Below are 17,256 nucleotides of genomic sequence, written 5' to 3'. Positions count from 1 at the left end.
TACGGTAACTGAAGTGATTCGAGGCTGGGCGGACGGCATGGCGCCCGCCGCAGGAGCATGAGGTGATGGACGCCGGCGATCCGGGTCAATCCCGGCTTTCGCGCCACAGGCCCAGTAGTTCCTGGACCGGGCGGTCGGAGAAGCTGAACAGGACCGACGGCTCGCGCGCCACCAGCCGGTGCGACGCCCAGCTGGGGATGACGAAGACGTCATTGGGTTCGGCCACGAAGACGCGGTCGTCCAGCACGGCCTCGACCCGCCCCTCGAGCACCGCGAACACGGTGCCGGACGAGCAGCGATAAGGCGCCGTGGAAAAATCCCTGGGCAGCAGCTGCGCATAGGCGCCCATGGTCGGCATGGGCGATCCGCCGGTGAGCGGGTCCACGTAGCGCAGCTTGTAGCCGTGATGCGTGTCGGGCGCGCCGGCGGCCTGCATGCCCCGCAGCGACTCGCGCGTGCGCTGGTACGGATAGCAGAACAGCGGCGAGGCGCGATTGGCCGGAGGCGTCCAGTCCACGGGAGCCAGGCCGTTTCCATAACGCAGCAGGCTATCTCCCACCGGGCGCTGCAACTCCTGGCGGTCGGCGGACGAGGACTCGGCGAAGCTGGCATCCAGCATGCCGACCAATTGCACATCCAGTCCGTCGAGCCAGATCATGGGCGCGTCGCTGTCGTTGCCGTGGTCGTGCCAGGTCCACGACGGCGTGGTGACGAAGTCGCCGCGCCGCATGATGGTCTTCTCGCCGTCCACCGAGGTGTAGGCCCCGCTGCCTTCCAGGATCAGGCGCAGCGCGGCCTGGCTGTGGCGATGCGCCCTGGCGACTTCGCCCGGCAGGATGGCCTGCAGGCCGGCATAAAGCGACGTCGTGATGGCCGCCTTGCCCCGCAGGCCCGGGTTCTCGAGAATGAGCACGCGACGCTCGGCTTCCTCGGCGGTAATGAGCGAGGTTGCCTCGGTCAGATAGGGCCGCACCTTGGCATACGACCAATGCGCCGGCTGGCAATCGGAACGCGGCGTCCGGGTGACCAGGTTGTGCAGCTGTTCCCACAGCGGCGCGAGATTGTCCGCGCCGATGCGGGCGTAGAACGCCTCGCGCGCCGCCCTGTCGGCGGCAGGCGCCGGCTCTTGCCTGGGATTGTTCATGTGTCTCCTCCAGCCTGGGCGTCGCGACCCTAGCGCACCGCCACGTCCATTTCGCCCAGGCCCTCGATGCGGGCGTGCATCACGTCGCCGGGCTGGACCGTGTTCACGCCCTCGGGCGTCCCGGTCATGATGACGTCGCCCGGATACAGCGTGTAGACGTGCGAGGCCACCTCGATCAGTTCGGCGATGCCGGTGATCAGGTCGCGGGTGTTGGCGCGCTGGCGCGGTTCGCCGTTGACCTCGATGGAAAAGTCGAGGCTGCCCGGGTCGGCGATCTCGTCGGCCGTCACCAGGTACGGGCCCAGCACCGTATAGGTATCCGCCGACTTGCGATAGCTGCGGTCTTCCGTGCCGCGCACGGTCATGTCCAGGCCGATGCAATACCCGGCCACATAGGACATGGCGTCCCCGGCCTTGACGTCCTTGCCCTGCCGTCCGATCACCACCGCGAGCTCCACTTCGTGGTCGTTGCGCCGGCCGGGAAAGGCGATGCGCACGCCCTCGCCCGCGCCTACGACGGACTGGGCCGATTTCAGGAACACCCCGAACTTGGCGACCGGGCTCTTGAAACCCTCGTAATGGGCGATGTGCACGTTGTTGTGGATCTGGGCATCGGCCAGCGACTCGTCCACGTGGGCGTGGTAGTTCAGCGGCGCGGCAATGACCTTGGACGGTGTCGCGATCGGGCTCAGCAGCCGGACGTCGGCCAGGCGACGCGTGGCGGCGCCGGCCTTGGCGGCCTGCATGGCGGGCATCAGCTCGCCCAGCCGCTCGATGAACAGATCGCCCGGCGGCACCGGCCAGGCAAGCGCGGGCAGTCGGTCTTTCACGGACGACACGTCGTAAACGGTGTCTCCTTCCACGAGGCCGATCCGGCCTTCGTCATAGCGGCAAATCCTCATGCGATCTCCGGTGCCGCCGGATGGCGGCGATTCTTAATTTTGAGCGTGTTCAATTTTAAGGAGTACGGCGGACCCGAGTCAAGGCGGATGGCGCCGGGTGCATGACAGACGGCGGGCCGCCGCGCGCCCCCCATTTGGAGGATGCTGCGCGATGGACGACTCTCCATACTCGGCTCATCGACGACACGCGCGGCGGAACCGCGCGATTTTCAGGGGGGACCTGACATGAGCACTATCATCAAGACAGCCGGATCCATTCTTGCCCTGGCCATCCTCGCAGCCTGCGGCGGCGGCGACGGCGACTCGGGCAGTTCGGGAGGCGGCGGGAACGGGGGTGGCGCCGGCGGGGGCGGCACGCCGCCTCCCAAGTACACCAAGCAGCAGATGGAATGGGTCGGCCATGAAAGCGTCTATACGGCGCTGGGCGTCACCCAGATTCCGGGCTTCGTCGCCAACCTGGCCCTGGATTTCTTCAGCTATGCAGCCGAAGAGAAAATCACGACAGACTCGGGCACCTGCGACGGCGAGTCGGCCGGCACGCTGGTGGCCACGCTTACCGACGCCAACGGGGACGGCCTAGTCAGCAACGGCGACAAGGTGGTCTTCGATTTCAACGACTGCTATCTCGAGACCGAAGATTTGCTGCTGGACGGCACGGTCACCGTCACATTCAGCGGCGTGTCCGGCAACGTCCTGGACGAAACGGCCTCCTCCGCCGTCACCATGACCCTCCCGCTTACGGGCTTCAAGCTGGACGGCAGCGAAACGCTCGACGGTACGATCGTCGTCGCCTACAAGCACGACAACAAGGGCACGGCGAGCGACGACGACGATACCTACGCGTACAAAACCACCGTCGCGCAACTGGATATCGCCCGTTCCGAAGGCGGCAAGAGTTATGCCACGCGAATCGAGAACTATCTCAGCGACTATGTCTACGACTACGTCACCGATCTGAACACGTTTTCGGCGATCAGCTATGGCGCCAGCGGCACCGATCCGCTGCTCGGGTCGTTCGACTACGACGTCACCATGACCACGCCCCTGGTCTACTGGGAACATTCGGAAGGCGGCGAACTACAGTCGGGCGCGTTCAAATCGGTCACCGTGGGCGAGACCATCACGACCACGTTCGTCCAGACCGACACCAGGAACCAGGTAAAGATCGAATCGACCTCGGGCCTTTCGTCGACGATGGATTTCATCGCGTTCGACGATCTCTGAACGTCCGCCGTCGCGGCATCGGATCGTTCCCGCAAGCGGTCCCGGTTTTCCCCGGGGCCGCTTTTCGCTTCGAACAGGACTTTATTTAGCCAATGCGCGTCGCCGACGCCGAGGAGATCATGCGGGTCAGCCAATCCGGCGGCGACTTCCCGATCACGACCACCTTCAGCAGCCCGGCCGCGGGCACCAGCCAGGTGCTCGTCGAATCCTCGTCCGGCGTGAGCTGGAGCGGCTCATCCGACGGCCAAGGCGACCTCTGACCTCATGCCCTGAAATCGACGAGGCCCGGCTGTTCGCGCAGGGCCGGGCCTCGTGCCATGTGCTAGCCGTGGCGTCCGCTACTTCAGCGGCTTGAACCGTACCCGCTTGGGCTTGGCGCCCTCCTCGCCCAGGCGGCGCTTCTTGTCGGCCTCGTACTCCTGGTAGTTGCCGTCGAAGAACACCACCTGCGAGTCGCCCTCGAAGGCGAGGATGTGCGTGGCGATCCGGTCCAGGAACCAGCGGTCGTGGCTGATCACCATGACGCTGCCGGCGAATTCCAGCAAGGCGTCCTCCAGTGCGCGCAGGGTTTCCACGTCCAGGTCGTTGGACGGTTCGTCCAGCAGCAGCAGGTTGCCGCCTGCCAGGAGCGTCTTGGCCAGGTGCAGGCGGCCGCGTTCGCCGCCCGACAGGTTGCCGACGAGCTTGTTCTGGTCGGCGCCCTTGAAGTTGAAGCGCCCCAGATAGGCTCGCGACGACATCTCGAAGCGGCCCACCGTCAGGATGTCGGCGCCGTCGGCCACCGCGTCGAACACCGTCTTGGCGTCTTCCAACGCATCGCGCATCTGCTCGACGTAGGCCAGCTTCACGGTAGAGCCGCGCACCACTTCCCCGCTGTCGGGCTGCTCCTTGCCGGCGATCATGCGGAACAGCGTGGACTTGCCGGCGCCGTTGGGGCCGATGATGCCGACAATGGCACCGGCCGGCACCTTGAAGCTGAGATTGTCGATAAGCAGGCGGTCGCCGTAGCCCTTGCTGACGTTCTTGAACTCGATGACCTCATTGCCCAGCCGCTCGGCCACGGGAATGAAGATCTCGGAGGTCTCGTTGCGCTTCTGGTACTCGTGCGAACTGAGTTCCTCGAAGCGCGCGATGCGGGCCTTGGACTTGGCCTGGCGCGCCTTCGGGTTCTGGCGCACCCACTCCAGTTCCTTCTTGATGGTCTTCTGGCGGGCGGATTCGCTGGCTTCTTCCTGCTTGAGGCGGGCATCCTTCTGCTCCAGCCAGGAGCTGTAGTTGCCCTTCCAGGGAATGCCGTGGCCGCGGTCCAGCTCCAGGATCCACTCGGCGGCGTTGTCCAGGAAGTAGCGGTCGTGGGTCACGGCCACCACCGTGCCGGGGAACTTCTGCAGGAAGACTTCCAGCCAGTCCACGCTCTCCGCATCCAGGTGGTTGGTGGGCTCGTCCAGCAGCAGCATGTCGGGCTTGGACAGCAGCAGTCGGCATAGCGCCACGCGGCGCTTCTCGCCGCCCGACAAATGGCCGACCACCGCATCCCAGGGCGGCAACCGCAAGGCGTCGGCGGCTATCTCGAGCTGATGCTCGATATCGTCGTTGCCGCTGCCGCTGCCCGCCGCGATGATGGCCTCGAGCTCGGCCTGCTCGGAGGCCAGCGCATCGAAGTCGGCGTCCGGCTCGGCATAGGCGGCATACACCTCGTCCAGCCGTTTCTTGGCGGCGAACACGCCGCCCAGCCCGGCTTCGACCGCCTGGCGCACGGTGTGCTCCGGATCGAGCTGGGGCTCCTGGGGCAGGTAACCAATGCTCAGGTTGGGCATGGGGCGTGCCTCGCCCTCGATGTCCTTGTCGACGCCGGCCATGATCTTGAGCAGCGTGGACTTGCCGGCGCCGTTCAGCCCCAGCACGCCGATCTTGGCGCCCGGGAAGAACGACAGCGAGATGTCGCGCAGGATCTGCCGCTTGGGCGGCACGATCTTGCCGACGCGATTCATGGTGTAGACGTATTGGGCCATGGATGAACGGAAACGAAAAGGTGGACTAGTCCAGCTTGATGCCGGCCTGTTTGATGATGTCGCGGTTGTTGTCGTATTCGGCGCGGATGAGGCCGGCGAATTCGGCCGCGCTGCCGCCGGTGGGGACGTTGTCGCTGCCCACCAGGCGCGCCTTGATGTCGGGTTGAGCCAGCGCCTTGTTGATCTCTTCGTTCAGGCGGCTGCGCACCGCCTCGGGCGTGCCCGCCGGCGCGAAGATGCCGAACACCGACATCATGTTGGCCTTGGGAAAACCGGCCTCGGCGAAAGTCGGGACCCCGGGCAGGAAATCGATGCGCGCCGGCGCGCCCACGGCCAGCGGCCGAAGTTTGCCGGCCTTGATGTGCCCGTTGAGCACCGGTCCGAGGTTGGTGCTGAGCAGCTCGAACTGCCCGCCCAGCGCATCGTTCTGCTGCTGGCCGCCGCCCTTGTAGGGGATGTGCGTGATATCGACGCCCGCGGCGCGCTTGAACTGCTCGAGCGTGATGTGGCCCACCGTCGCCAGGCCGGAAGTGCCCCAGCGCAGCGCGCCGGGATGGCTGCGGGCCTGCGCCACGACGTCGTCCAGGCTCTTGCCGGTGAACGCCGGCGTGCCGAGCAGGACCACCGGCGAATACATCACGCTCACGACCGGCACGATGTCCTTGAAGGGATCGTAGTTGACCTTGCCCAGCAGCGGGTTCAGCGACAGCGGACTGATGGAAGAAAAACCTATCGTATAGCCGTCGGGAGCGGCCTTGGCCACGGCATCCATGCCCAGCGTGCCGCCGGCGCCGGCCTTGTTCTCGACGATGACGGAGACGCCGAGCTGGCCGGCGAGCTTGTCGGCCAGCGCGCGCGAGACGATGTCGCTCACGCCCCCGGGCGGATAGGCGACGATGATGCGCACGGGTTTGGCGGGCCAGGTCTGGGCCGCGGTGGCCGTGCCGGCGAGTGCCAGCAGGCCGGCACACAAATGCAACAGAGGTTTGATCATGGCGATGGCAAAGAGAAGGCCGCCTCCCAGGGCGCGGCGAACGGCGCGCCGGCGCGGCCTAGCGAACGGCCTATTGTAGAGGACGCAGGGAAAGACGCCCTCGGCCCCCGGCTTGGTATGCTGTGAACAGGACGACTTGCCATTTGCCGCCATGCTGCCCTTCGACTGGAAATTCCCCTACCCCTCGCAGAAAATGCCGCTCCTGGCCGCCAACGCGGTCACTACCAGCCAGCCGCTGGCCGCCCAGGCGGGCCTGCGCATGCTGTACGAAGGCGGCAACGCCATCGACGCGGCGCTGGCCTGCGCCATCGCGCTGACGGTCGTCGAACCGGTCATGAACGGCATCGGCGGCGACATGTTCGCCCTGGTCTGGCACGAGGGACGCCTGCACGGCCTCAGTTCCAGCGGCCGTTCGCCCGCCGCCTGGACCCTGGATCACTTCCGCGGCAAGACCGCCATGCCCGTCACCGGCTGGGACGCCGTCACCGTGCCCGGCCAGGTCGCCGGCTGGCGGGCGCTGTCCGAGCGCTTCGGCAAGCTGCCGTTCGAGCGCCTGTTCCAGCCCGCGCTCGAGTATGCCAGGCAGGGCTTCCAGGTCACCCCGCAGATCGCGCGGCTGTGGGCCCGGCAGGCGCCGAAGCTTGCGAACGAACCGGGCTTCGCCGAGGCCTTCTTCCGCAACGGCAAGACCCCGCAGGCCGGCGACCGCTGGCGCTTTCCCGAGCAGGCCGACACGCTGCAGAGCATCGCCCAGACCCGTGGCGACAGCTTCTACCGCGGCGCGCTGGCGCAGAAGATCGTCGACTTCGCCCGGCAGACCGGCGGCACCCTCACGCTGGCCGACCTCGCTGCCCACGAGGCCCAGTGGGTCGAGCCGCTGAGCCAGCAGTTCCGCGGCTATACCTTGCACGAGATCCCGCCCAGCGGCCAGGGCATCGCCGCCCTCGCCGCGCTCGGCATGCTTGAGCGCCTGGACCTCGAAGGCATGGGCCTGGACAGCCCCGCCATGTACCACGCCATGATCGAGGCGATGAAACTCGCGTTCTCCGACCTGCACGAGCACATCGCCGATCCCGCCACCATGCGCCTGGCGCCGGCCGACCTGCTGGACCCCGCCTACCTCGCCCAGCGCGCCGCCTTGATCGATCCCGCGCGCGCCTGCGCCCCGACCGCCGGCACGCCCAAGCTCGGCGGCACCGTTTACCTGGCTGCGGCCGACGAGGCCGGCACCATGGTGTCGTTCATCCAGTCCAACTTCCAGGGCTTCGGTTCCGGCGTGGTCGTGCCGGGAACCGGCATCTCGCTGCACAACCGCGGCATAGGCTTCAACCTGCGCCCCGGACACGTCAACTGCGTCGGCCCCTCCAAGAAACCGCTGCACACCATCATCCCCGGCTTCGTCACGCGCGACGGCCAGCCCGTCATGGCCTTCGGCGTCATGGGCGGCTCCATGCAGGCCCAGGGCCACGTACAGATGATGGTGCGCCTCGGCGCCTACGGCCAGAACCCCCAGGCCATGAGCGATGCGCCGCGCTTCCGTGTCGACGAGGGCATGGTCCGCGTGGAATCCCATACTCCCGCTGCCGTGGTCGAAGGCCTGCGCGGCCTCGGCCACGCGATCGAGGTGTCCGAACCGCAAAGCCTGGACTTCGGCACCGCGCAGCTCATCTACCGCAGCGAGGAAGGCTACATCGCCGCCTCGGACTCCCGGCGCGACGGGCAGGCGGTCGGGTATTGACCCCCCTACGCGCTGACGCGCGCGCCCCAGGGGGCGGCGCTGGCGGACCAGCAAAGCCGGATCCGCGGCGCCCTGGGTCTAGTACGAGTTTCTTGGTTTATGCACCGTTGCTACCGCTGGCAGCCAGCGAAGCAAAGGTGCCCCACCCCAAGATAACGGTACTAGACCCAGGATGCGGTGGATCCGGCTCCGCCGGTCCACCCGCATCGCCCCCTGGGGGGCGCGCGTCAGCGCGTAGGGGGGGCCCATAGTCGGCTGGCCACCTTCCGCAACGGTCCCAGCAGCCCGCCGATCAAGGCCAGTTGAGTCAGCACCAGCCGATGCCCGTCATCGGCATCGTCATCGGGCCGCTGCTCCAGCGCCCGCGCCAGCGCTTCTTCCTCGGCGCTGCTCGCCGCCAGCGGCGTCCGATTCGCCAGTCCCGCGGCGATCCCGTCGAGCGCATCGATCACCCCCCTCGTCATGCGGGCGATCTCCGCATCGCTCGCATGGTCGGCCAGCCCCTCCCGATGGGCCCCCAGCCCCGAAAGATAATTCAGCAGCGTGTGCGACAGCGTCAGAAACCGCAGCCCCGTCTCCGCATCCCGCCGGAAATGCCCCGGTTCGGCCAGCATGTTCGACATCGCCATTGAAAACGCCGCATCCGCATTGTGTGCATTGCGGCGCGCCAGCCGATAGGCCAGGTCGTCGCGCTTGCCGATCTCGTACTGGATCATGATCTCCCGCAGATAGCGGCTGTTGGCCGCCAGCGCATTGGCCGCCACCTGGTTCAGCCGCCTTCCTTGCCAATCCGGCAGCACCACCAGCACGGCCACGCCCGCGATCAGCGCTCCCAGCAGCGTATCCACCAGGCGCGGCACGAACAGATCGTAGCCATTGCCGATCTGGTTGAAGCACAGCAACACCAGCACCGTGATCGCGGCCGTGCCCACCATGTACCGGCTCGAACGGGTAGCGAAGAACACCACCCCCGCCGCCACCGCGAACAAGGCCTGCACCAGCAGGCTGGAAAAGAGCTTGAACAGCACCCACCCCAGCGCCAGGCCGAGCACCGTGCCCAGCACCCGCTGCACCAGGCGGGTACGGGTGGCGCCATAACTGGGCGCGCAAACGAAGAGCGTGGTCAGCACGATCCAATACCCTTGCTCGGGATGGACCAGATGCAGCATGCCGTAGCCCGCCGCCATCGCCAGCGTCAACCGCACCGCGTAGCGGAACACCGGCGCGCCGGGCGTCAATTGCAGCCGGACCCGGTCGACGGCTTCGCCGAGGGATTGGGGGGAACGATCGAAAAGGCTGTTGTCCTGCTGTTGCTCGTCGAGTTTGTCGGGGTTGCTGGCGCTGCCCAGCCGCCGGTCCAGCTCGGCTAGATTGGCCGACAGCGCCCCCACCGACCGCAGCAGCCGTGCCCACTCGGGCCGGTTCTGGCGGCGCAGGTAATCGAGCGAGGCATCCAGGTCGGCCCTGGCCTGCCGCGTCTCGTCGCCGGCGTCGAAGGGCTGCCGCATCCGGATGGCGCGCGCCAGGCGCCGGCATGCGTGCCCCTGCAGGCTCAGCAAGCGCTGGCAGCGGAACATGATGTCGCTGTGGAAAAACGCGTCGGCCAGGTCGTTGTAGGGATAATGCGAGGAACTGGCGCGCTCGTGCACGTCCTGGGCGATGAAATAGAGCCGCAGGTACCGCGCGGTCTTGCGGCCCGGGCGGCTACGCCCGAGGCGGCTGAAAATGCTCTCCTTGGCCGCGTTCAGCGCCGCCACCACCTTGCTGTTGAGCTGCGCCAGCTCCAGGCGGCGTGCCTCCACGTCGATGCCGCGCACCGGCTCGAAAAGCGCTGCCTTCAGGACCAGGTAATCGCCCAGGACCGCGTACAGGCCGGCCAGCCGCTGCTGCACCGGCTGATGCGCGAACAATGCCGACCACAGCACCGACAGCGCGCCGTACCAGGCCGCGCCGGCCATCAGCAGCGCCGGTTCGCGCCAGAAGCCGCCGCCGCGGCTCTGCTCCACGCCTATGGTGGTGTAGATGGCCAGTATCAGCGTGGCGTAGCCCATGGCGCGGTAACGCTCGCCGATGGCGCCCAGCATCGTCAGGCAGAACGTGGAGAGCGCCATTCCCGCCAGGAACAGCCATGGATAGGGGAACAGCGCTTTCACGGCGATGGCCGCGACCGCAAAGCACGCGAGCGTGACCAGCTGGGCCAGCAGCCGGCCGCGCCAGTTGTCGTCGGTTTCGGCCAGGGCGCAGGCGATGACGCCCAGGAACGCGGGAATGACCAGGTCCATGCGGCCCTGCCCCCAGCACAGCCCCATGACGCTGGCCAGCGCGATGAATACCCGCAAGCTGTAGACGAAAGTGTCGTGCGCCCACAGGCGGCGAAGCGTATTGAGCAAGGAAGCGAAACCCATGGAAGACGGCAAGGAACGAGCAACCGTAACTATCGCATGCAGGACTCGTGCCAGCGCACCGGGCGCACGGCGGCGGACCGCTCCGCCGTGCGATAATCCAGTCAGGCGGCGCCGCGCTTCCCAGGCGCCGACGCACTTCCCAGCCCAGGCCCATGAAACAATACCTCGACCTCGTTCAAGCCATCCTCGACACCGGTTCGTGGCAGGTCAACCGGACGGGCATACGCACTCTCAGCATGCCTGGCGCCGCCCTGCGCTTCGACCTGCAGGAAGGCTTCCCGGCCGTCACCACCAAGAAACTGGCGTTCAAGTCCGCCATCGGCGAACTGGTGGGTTTCCTGCGCGGCTCGCGCAGCGCCGCCGAGTTCCGTGCGCTCGGCTGCAAGGTCTGGGACCAGAACGCCAACGAGAACGCGCAGTGGCTGGCCAATCCCTATCGCGAAGGCGAGGATGACCTGGGCCCGGTGTACGGCGTGCAGTGGCGCCGGTGGCCAGCCTACAAGGTCCTGGAGGCCTCGCGCGCAGAACAACTGAGCGACGCGCTGGAACGGGGCTACGCCCGGGTATCCGAGTTCGACGAGGGCGGCGTGCGCAAGGTGCTGCTCTACAAGGCGGTCGATCAATTGCGTCAATGCCTGGACACGATCCATCACAACCCCGGCGACCGCCGCATTCTCTTCCACGGCTGGAACTGGGCGCAGATCGAGGAAATGGCCCTGCCGCCCTGCCACCTGCTCTACCAGTTCCTGCCCAACGCCTCGACGCGCGAAATCTCGCTGTGCCTGTACATACGGTCGAACGACGTGGGCCTGGGCACGCCGTTCAACCTGACCGAGGGCGCCGCGCTGCTGCACCTGGTGGGCAGGCTGACCGGCTACAAGCCTCGCTGGTTCAGCTATTTCATCGGCGATGCCCACATCTACGAGAATCACCTGCCCATGCTGCGCGAGCAATTGACGCGCGAACCCTTCCCGGCGCCGCGGCTGGCGCTGTCGGACCGGATTCCCGACTATGCCGTGACGGGCAAATACGAGCCCGAGTGGCTGGAGCGGGTCGAGCCGGGAGATTTCTCGCTGGTGGGTTACGAGCATCACGCGCCGCTGACGGCGCCGATGGCGGTGTAAAAAAAGGAGCCGCGGCAAGCGCGGCTCCCGTTCACGATGGCAGCTAGCCATGCCGGGCGTTCCGCCCGGCTAGCAATATCCCCGACATCAGCCCACGTGCTGGCGCAGGAACTCCAGCGTGCGCGAGAGCGCCAGGTCGGCGCTGGGCTTGTCGTACGATCCCCGCATGTCGCAGTTGAAGCCGTGGCCGGCCGGATACGTGTGGACGATGACGTCAGGCTGCGCCGCACGGATCTTCTCGACGTCGCTCATCGGAATGGCGTGGTCCTTCTCGCCGAAGTGCGCCATGATCGGAATGCGGGGCTTCTTGTCGGCCATGCCGGCGATGCCGCCGCCGTAATAGGGAACGGCGGCCGACAGGCCGTCCAGGCTTCCCGCCGCGGCCCACGCCACGGTGCCGCCCCAGCAGTATCCGACGATGCCCACCTTGCCCGCCTCGCTGGCGACGGCCGCGGCAGCCGCGACGTCTTTCAGGGCATTGTCGATGGAGACCTTCTGCATGAGTTCGCGTCCCTTCGCGATGTCCTCGGGCTCGTAGCCCAGTTCCACGTCCGGCTGGACGCGGTCGAAGAACCCGGGCGCGATCGCCAGGTAGCCTTCCTGGGCATAGCGGTCGCAAACGCTGCGGATGTGGACGTTGACCCCGAAGATTTCCTGGCATACGACCAGGCCGCCGCGCGGCTTGCCGGCGGGGTCAGCACGGTAAGCGGAAATGGTGACGCCATCGGAGGCGGTCAATTCGATCTTCGTTCCCATGATTTCCTTGTCGATGGATGAGTTCTTTACCTGCCCGAGCATTAAGCGCCTCGTGCCCTAGGTGCGCTTGCGCGCACGCCAACCCAGAGTTGTATCAGAATTCACCCCCGGCTGGCAGCCCGTTGTCTCACCAGGTAATACTCACGCCCGCCGCACCTGTGCTGAACGAATGGGCGGAGCGCTTATTTGCCGCGGCGCACGACCACCTCGTCATAGAATTTGATCCATTCCTGGGTCTTGTCCAATACCCTGCCGGGGTCCATGAAGACGATTTTCACGTTCTTGTACGGCGAATCGACCGTAGTGGCGCTCACGACGTAGTGCCTGTCCCGCATCACGCGCTGCCCATCGCTCAGCATGAAGTCATAGAACAACAGGGCGGCGTGCGGATGCGGACTATTCCTGGTCACCCCGAGCCCACGGAACTGTCCGATCGCGGGTTGGATCAGGAACGCTTCGATGGGAGCGCCTTTCTGCTTGATCTGGGCCGGACGATTGACATAGTTGGTCAGGCTCAACGGCACCTCTCCGGAAGCCGTCAGGTTGGTCAGCAGAGAATGTCCCTTGCGGACCGAGATACCGTTGGTCGCAACGATTTCCTTGAATAGCCTGGTGCCTTCCTCCGTGCCGAGCTGGTCGACCAACGTCGCGAACCAATGATGGTCTTCCGCCTCGATACCCAGCCGGCCCTTCCACTTCGGATCCAGCAGGTCGCGGTAGGACGTCGGCAGATCCTCCTTCTTGACGCGCTGGGTATTGTAGGCTTGCACGAACAGGTCAATAGCGGTTCCCACCCATTCCTTATGTGCGGGCACGGCCTCGGGAATGAGCTCGGCCTGCATCGGCGAGGTAACGGGCTGCAGCAGTTTCTCCCGATGCAGCGCCTCCATTTCCGGCGCGTTGTTCTCGACCACGTCCGCCTCGAAGCGGTTGGCGCGCGATTCGGTCACCACCTTCTGCAGCACCGCTTCCGAACCGGCCCTCCAGACCTTTGTCTTGATGCCGTACTTCTTGCTGAAGGCATCGGCCAGCATCTGCATGTCGTCGGCTGCCATGGACTCGTAGATGGTCAGGCTGCCTTCCTTCTTTGCTCCCTCCAGCAGCACCCTCTCGCGCTCGGCGGCGGACAGGGTCGCCACATTCGACAAGATCTGCGGCACGGGCTGTGCGCCCGCTGCGGTGACGATGCCCACGGCGGTCAAAGCAGCCGCCAGGCAGAGCCAAGTCTTCCTCATTGCTGTGTCTCCTCGGTTTCGGACGATATGCAGTCCGCGGCTACGCCGCCTGTTTGTATGCCTGGCGGTCCACGATGGTGATGCACTTCTCGGGCCTGATGCGCAGGTAGATCTGAGTACCTGCCAGCACGTTGAATGACGGATGGGCTCGCGCCAGGACTTCGCGCCCACCGGCGCGGATCTGGTAGTCGGTGGACTCGCCCAGGAAAACCTTGGCATCGACCTTGCCCGGGATGACGTTCTCGGCTTCGACGGGATGTGCGCTCAGTTCGACTTCCTCGGGCCGGACGGACAGCAGCACCTCCTGGCCCCGCACCAGCGGATCGCAGGCGCTCACGCGCAGCCGGCCGATCTCGGACTGCACCTGATACCCGCCCGCCGGATCCGGTTCCAGGACCGTGGCCCTGAGGAAGTTGCTGACGCCGACGAAATCGGCCACGAAACTGTCGCGGGGCCTCTCGTAGATGTCGCGCGGACTGCCGACCTGGACGATCCGCCCTGCGTTCATGACCGCGATCTCGTGCGACAAAGCCAGCGCCTCGCTCTGATCGTGCGTGACGTAGATGGTGGTCAGGTCCAGTTCGCGCTGCATGCGCTTGAGCTCGAAGCGCATCTTCTGGCGCAGCTTGGCGTCGAGATTGGACAGGGGCTCGTCCAGCAGCAGCAACTTGGGCTCCATCACCAGCGCGCGGGCCAGGGCCAGCCGCTGCTGCTGGCCGCCCGACATCTTCGTGGCCGGGCGATCGGCAAATTCCTCCAGGCCGACCGCCGTCAGCACGCGCATCACTTTTTCCTCGACTTCCTTCCTGCCATGGCGCCGAACGCCGCTTTCCAGCGGAAACGCGGCGTTCTGAAAGACGTTCATATGGGGCCAGATCGCGTACGACTGGAAGACCATGCCGAAATTGCGCCGATTGGGCGGCACGAATATTCCTTTCTCGCCGCTGAAGACCACCACTCCGTCCACCGCGATTTCGCCGGCGCTGGGCCGCTCCAGGCCGGCTATCGAGCGCAGGGTGGTGGTCTTGCCGCAGCCGCTCGGCCCCAGTAGCGTGAACAGCTTGCCCCGGGGCACCTCGAAACTGATGTCGAAGGTCGCCTTGACGACCTGACCTTTGTCGCCGGGATACTCGGTATAAAGATTGCTCACTCTCAGCATTGCGGTCTCCTGCCCGCGGCGGTCGCGGGCCCCGGTTGATCTAGATTTCCTTGACGCCGAAGCGCTTGCCGGCCAGTTGGGCTGCCATTACCAGCAGGAACAAGGCGACGATGAACATCACCCCGAACGCGGATAGCTCCACGTACTGGCCGTTCTCCCAAAGCTCCCAGATCGCGATCGAGATGACCCGCGTGTCGGAGCTGTACAACAGGATGGACGAGGACAGCTCGCGCACCGAGACAATCACCACGTACAGCCAGCCCGCCAGCAGTCCCGGCTTGAGCAGGGGCAGCACCACGCGGCGGAACATCATCCACCACGAAGCGCCGCTCATTTGCGCAGACTCCTCCAGTTCCTTGTGGATCTGCAGCATGGATGTGGTGCTGTAGCGGAGTCCGTAGGGCAGGAAGCGCGTCACGTAGGCGATGAACAGGATCCACAGCGAACCGTAGATGCCGATGTCGAAGCCCAGATAGAACACCATGATGGCCAGGCCCAGCACCAGGCCCGGGAACACCATGGGCAGCGACGCGAGATTGTCCAGCAGCCAGCGGCCCGGCAGACGGGTCTTGACCACGATCCAGCAGATCACCGAGGAAACGAACATGATCAGCGTGGCGCTCCCCACGGCCAGCAGCACGCTGTTGACCACCGATTCGCGCAGGCTGGGGTACTCGAATACCGTACGGTACGCGTCCAGTGTGAGGTCGCTCATGGCGGCCCAGGACGGCGCGGAATAGAAACGCTGCAGCGAGGCCCACAGCAGGACGAGGAAAGGCAGCACCACGATCAACGTGAAATAGGCGATGAACATCGCCGCCGTGGCATAGCGCCAGCGCCCGAGGTCCATGACGCGAGGGCGAAAGCCCTTGCCCGTCACCGTCGCGTACCTTCCCGATTGGGCCGTGATGCGCGACTGCAAATAGATGCCGCCGGTGGTGATGACCAACAGCGCCACCGCATAGGTGGAGGCCAGCCCTATCTGGCTCGGATACTGGTGGATGGCCTGATAGATGGACGAAGTAAGAACCTGAATGCCGACAGGCAGCCCCAATAGAGCCGGCACCTCGAACGACTCCAGCGTGCGGACGAACAACACCAGCAGCGTGGCGAAGATGGCGGGGCGCGCCAGGCGGAACGTGACCCGCCGGGCGACCTGGAACATGCTCGCGCCGCTCATCAATGCCGACTCTTCCAGCGAGGGATCCATCGCGCGGAACGCCGCGGTCATGAACAGGAATGCCATGGGCGAGTATTGCAGCCCCTCGACCCAGATCATTCCCCACATCGAGTAGACGTCGAAGAACACCGCGTCGGTGCCCAGCAAGTCCTGCAGCATGACGTTCAGAATGCCGGTCTTGGGGCTGCCGAGCATGCCCCAGGCCACCACGAACAAGACGCCGGGGATGATGAGGGGGACGATGGACAGCGCGAAGAACAGCGACTTGAATGGCGTATTGGTACGTTCATTGACCCAGGCCAGCGCCGCGCCGACCACGAAAGCGAACAGTGAACTTCCCACCGCGAACTTCAACGAGTTGGCCAGCAGCCCAAGGGTTTCCGGACTGGTATACGTCCGGACATAGTTGTCGAAAGTGAATTCGGCCGCGCGCCCGGCCACCTCCGGCGTATAGAAACTCTGCCAGATCAGAAAGCACAGCGGCATCAGCGCCAGATACGCAACCAGCAGCGTACAGGCGCCGATGATGAGCCACTTCGAATCGATGCGCCGCCAGAGCGGCAGCCGGTCTGAGGGCTGGATGGCCCTCATGGGTTCGACTGCTTCCATAGTTTGTCTCCTGCCTGTTTTCTTGTCACCGTGCCGCTCCGAGGCGATGAAGCCTGCCGCAACTGGCGGCCGGCGATCTTATCGGTACAGCTTGCGGCGTAGATACTCGAAATTGATGGCGTATTGCTCCGGCCGCGTGACGTTTCGCTGCAGGCGTTCGACCGACCCGTCGTGGAAAGAATCTCCGATTCCCGTCGCCGACTGTGCCAGCAACTGGATCTGGCAGGCATTTTCCAGCAGCAGCGTCAGGATTACGCTCTCTTCGATGGTCGCCCCCACAACTGCCACGCCGTGATTGCGCATCAGCGTCGCCTTGTGGCGGCCCAGTGCTCGGGCCACGCCCGCCCCCATCTCCCGGTCGCGGATCAAGTCCATGGTTTCCGTGAAGTACGGCACGCCGTCGGCGAAAGTGGCGCCCGGCTGACTGATGGGCAACACCGGCTGACCCGTGGCCGACAGCGCAACGGCGTGCGTGGGGTGCGCATGGATGACACTGTTGACGTCCTCGCGCGCCTTGTAGATCTCGGAATGGATGAACACCTCGCTGTGGCGGCGCCCTTCGCCGCCCACCTTTTCTCCATCCAGATTGCAGACCACGATGTTTTCAGAAGTGATCTCGTCAAAGCCATGGCTGTGTGGTTTCATCAGAAACAGCGAGGCATCGCCCGGCACGCGCACCGACACATGTCCGCGCGTAAGATCGCCCATGCCGTTGGCCTCCAGGATCTTGCCCGCGTCGATCAGCTTGCTCTTGGTTTCCTCCAGTGTCATGGC

At 65.6% G+C, this 17,256-nt stretch carries 14 protein-coding genes; 4 read left to right on the top strand and 10 right to left on the bottom strand.

Annotation, left to right across the window (positions count from 1 at the left end; translation table 11 throughout):
• Window positions 1-85: 85 nt before the first annotated feature.
• Window positions 86-1,144, bottom strand: coding sequence for a gentisate 1,2-dioxygenase (gene gtdA / locus CDO44_RS06435; protein WP_087779487.1), 1,059 nt, complete (start codon window positions 1,142-1,144; stop codon window positions 86-88).
• Window positions 1,145-1,173: 29 nt separating this feature from the next.
• A complete protein-coding gene (locus tag CDO44_RS06430; RefSeq protein ID WP_087779486.1) occupies window positions 1,174-2,046 on the bottom strand; it encodes a fumarylacetoacetate hydrolase family protein in 873 nt (290 codons plus the stop codon).
• 225 nt (window positions 2,047-2,271) lie between these two features.
• On the opposite strand from CDO44_RS06430, the gene CDO44_RS27825 reads away from it, so the two are divergent.
• Both CDO44_RS27825 and CDO44_RS27580 read left to right on the top strand, forming a co-directional pair.
• Window positions 2,272-3,270, top strand: coding sequence for a hypothetical protein (locus tag CDO44_RS27825; RefSeq protein WP_198951309.1), 999 nt, complete (start codon window positions 2,272-2,274; stop codon window positions 3,268-3,270).
• A gap of 119 nt (window positions 3,271-3,389) precedes the next feature.
• Window positions 3,390-3,530, top strand: coding sequence for a hypothetical protein (locus tag CDO44_RS27580; protein WP_233146063.1), 141 nt, complete (start codon window positions 3,390-3,392; stop codon window positions 3,528-3,530).
• A gap of 78 nt (window positions 3,531-3,608) precedes the next feature.
• Here the strand turns inward: CDO44_RS27580 and ettA are convergent, their stop codons facing one another.
• Window positions 3,609-5,282 (bottom strand): energy-dependent translational throttle protein EttA, encoded by a 1,674-nt coding sequence (gene ettA, locus CDO44_RS06420; RefSeq protein ID WP_087779485.1) that lies wholly within the window; start codon window positions 5,280-5,282, stop codon window positions 3,609-3,611.
• Between the two features lie 25 nt (window positions 5,283-5,307).
• Window positions 5,308-6,276, bottom strand: a complete 969-nt coding sequence (locus CDO44_RS06415; RefSeq protein ID WP_087779545.1) for a tripartite tricarboxylate transporter substrate binding protein — start codon at window positions 6,274-6,276, stop codon at window positions 5,308-5,310.
• Window positions 6,277-6,427: 151 nt separating this feature from the next.
• Here CDO44_RS06415 and CDO44_RS06410 point away from each other — a divergent pair, with 151 nt between their 5' ends.
• Window positions 6,428-8,014 carry a gamma-glutamyltransferase family protein gene (locus tag CDO44_RS06410; RefSeq protein WP_087779484.1) on the top strand — a complete coding sequence of 529 codons (1,587 nt, stop codon included), beginning with the start codon at window positions 6,428-6,430 and terminating at the stop codon, window positions 8,012-8,014.
• Between the two features lie 227 nt (window positions 8,015-8,241).
• Here CDO44_RS06410 and yccS read toward each other — a convergent pair whose 3' ends face one another.
• Entirely contained in the window at window positions 8,242-10,419 is a 2,178-nt protein-coding gene (gene yccS / locus CDO44_RS06405) for a YccS family putative transporter (RefSeq protein ID WP_087779483.1), read from the bottom strand.
• A gap of 152 nt (window positions 10,420-10,571) precedes the next feature.
• Between yccS and CDO44_RS06400 the strand changes: the two genes are divergently transcribed.
• On the top strand, window positions 10,572-11,543 hold the full coding sequence (locus CDO44_RS06400) for a thymidylate synthase (RefSeq protein WP_087779482.1): 972 nt from the start codon (window positions 10,572-10,574) through the stop codon (window positions 11,541-11,543).
• Window positions 11,544-11,630: 87 nt separating this feature from the next.
• Here the strand turns inward: CDO44_RS06400 and CDO44_RS06395 are convergent, their stop codons facing one another.
• From CDO44_RS06395 to CDO44_RS06375, 5 genes are all read right to left on the bottom strand, one after another.
• On the bottom strand, window positions 11,631-12,299 hold the full coding sequence (locus CDO44_RS06395; protein ID WP_087779544.1) for a dienelactone hydrolase family protein: 669 nt from the start codon (window positions 12,297-12,299) through the stop codon (window positions 11,631-11,633).
• A 182-nt stretch (window positions 12,300-12,481) separates the two neighbouring features.
• Window positions 12,482-13,534, bottom strand: a complete 1,053-nt coding sequence (locus CDO44_RS06390; protein WP_087779481.1) for an ABC transporter substrate-binding protein — start codon at window positions 13,532-13,534, stop codon at window positions 12,482-12,484.
• 40 nt (window positions 13,535-13,574) lie between these two features.
• Window positions 13,575-14,693, bottom strand: a complete 1,119-nt coding sequence (locus CDO44_RS06385) for an ABC transporter ATP-binding protein (protein WP_087779480.1) — start codon at window positions 14,691-14,693, stop codon at window positions 13,575-13,577.
• Window positions 14,694-14,733: 40 nt separating this feature from the next.
• Complete coding sequence (locus CDO44_RS06380; RefSeq protein ID WP_087779479.1) at window positions 14,734-16,482, bottom strand: iron ABC transporter permease; 1,749 nt, start codon at window positions 16,480-16,482, stop codon at window positions 14,734-14,736.
• 78 nt (window positions 16,483-16,560) lie between these two features.
• Window positions 16,561-17,253: a class II aldolase/adducin family protein gene (locus CDO44_RS06375; RefSeq protein WP_087779478.1), complete on the bottom strand. Its 693-nt coding sequence runs from the start codon at window positions 17,251-17,253 to the stop codon at window positions 16,561-16,563.
• Window positions 17,254-17,256: the final 3 nt, after the last annotated feature.

This window comes from Pigmentiphaga sp. NML080357 (assembly GCF_002188465.1).
In the GTDB taxonomy this organism is placed as follows: Bacteria; Pseudomonadota; Gammaproteobacteria; order Burkholderiales; family Burkholderiaceae_B; genus Pigmentiphaga.
Note: the sequence above shows the minus strand (reverse complement) of the source record. Positions and strands in the feature narration are given on the sequence as shown.

Bases quoted from the DNA above. Each gene is read 5' to 3' on its own strand.
- CDO44_RS06400 (WP_087779482.1), top strand. From the start codon at position 10,572: ATGAAACAATACCTCGACCTCGTTCAAGCCATCCTCGACACCGGTTCG.
- CDO44_RS27825 (WP_198951309.1), top strand. From the start codon at position 2,272: ATGAGCACTATCATCAAGACAGCCGGATCCATTCTTGCCCTGGCCATC.
- yccS (WP_087779483.1), bottom strand. From the start codon at position 10,419: ATGGGTTTCGCTTCCTTGCTCAATACGCTTCGCCGCCTGTGGGCGCAC.
- CDO44_RS06430 (WP_087779486.1), bottom strand. From the start codon at position 2,046: ATGAGGATTTGCCGCTATGACGAAGGCCGGATCGGCCTCGTGGAAGGA.
- ettA (WP_087779485.1), bottom strand. From the start codon at position 5,282: ATGGCCCAATACGTCTACACCATGAATCGCGTCGGCAAGATCGTGCCG.
- CDO44_RS27580 (WP_233146063.1), top strand. From the start codon at position 3,390: ATGCGGGTCAGCCAATCCGGCGGCGACTTCCCGATCACGACCACCTTC.
- CDO44_RS06410 (WP_087779484.1), top strand. From the start codon at position 6,428: ATGCTGCCCTTCGACTGGAAATTCCCCTACCCCTCGCAGAAAATGCCG.
- CDO44_RS06395 (WP_087779544.1), bottom strand. From the start codon at position 12,299: ATGGGAACGAAGATCGAATTGACCGCCTCCGATGGCGTCACCATTTCC.
- CDO44_RS06415 (WP_087779545.1), bottom strand. From the start codon at position 6,276: ATGATCAAACCTCTGTTGCATTTGTGTGCCGGCCTGCTGGCACTCGCC.
- CDO44_RS06375 (WP_087779478.1), bottom strand. From the start codon at position 17,253: ATGACACTGGAGGAAACCAAGAGCAAGCTGATCGACGCGGGCAAGATC.
- CDO44_RS06380 (WP_087779479.1), bottom strand. From the start codon at position 16,482: ATGGAAGCAGTCGAACCCATGAGGGCCATCCAGCCCTCAGACCGGCTG.
- CDO44_RS06385 (WP_087779480.1), bottom strand. From the start codon at position 14,693: ATGCTGAGAGTGAGCAATCTTTATACCGAGTATCCCGGCGACAAAGGT.
- CDO44_RS06390 (WP_087779481.1), bottom strand. From the start codon at position 13,534: ATGAGGAAGACTTGGCTCTGCCTGGCGGCTGCTTTGACCGCCGTGGGC.
- gtdA (WP_087779487.1), bottom strand. From the start codon at position 1,144: ATGAACAATCCCAGGCAAGAGCCGGCGCCTGCCGCCGACAGGGCGGCG.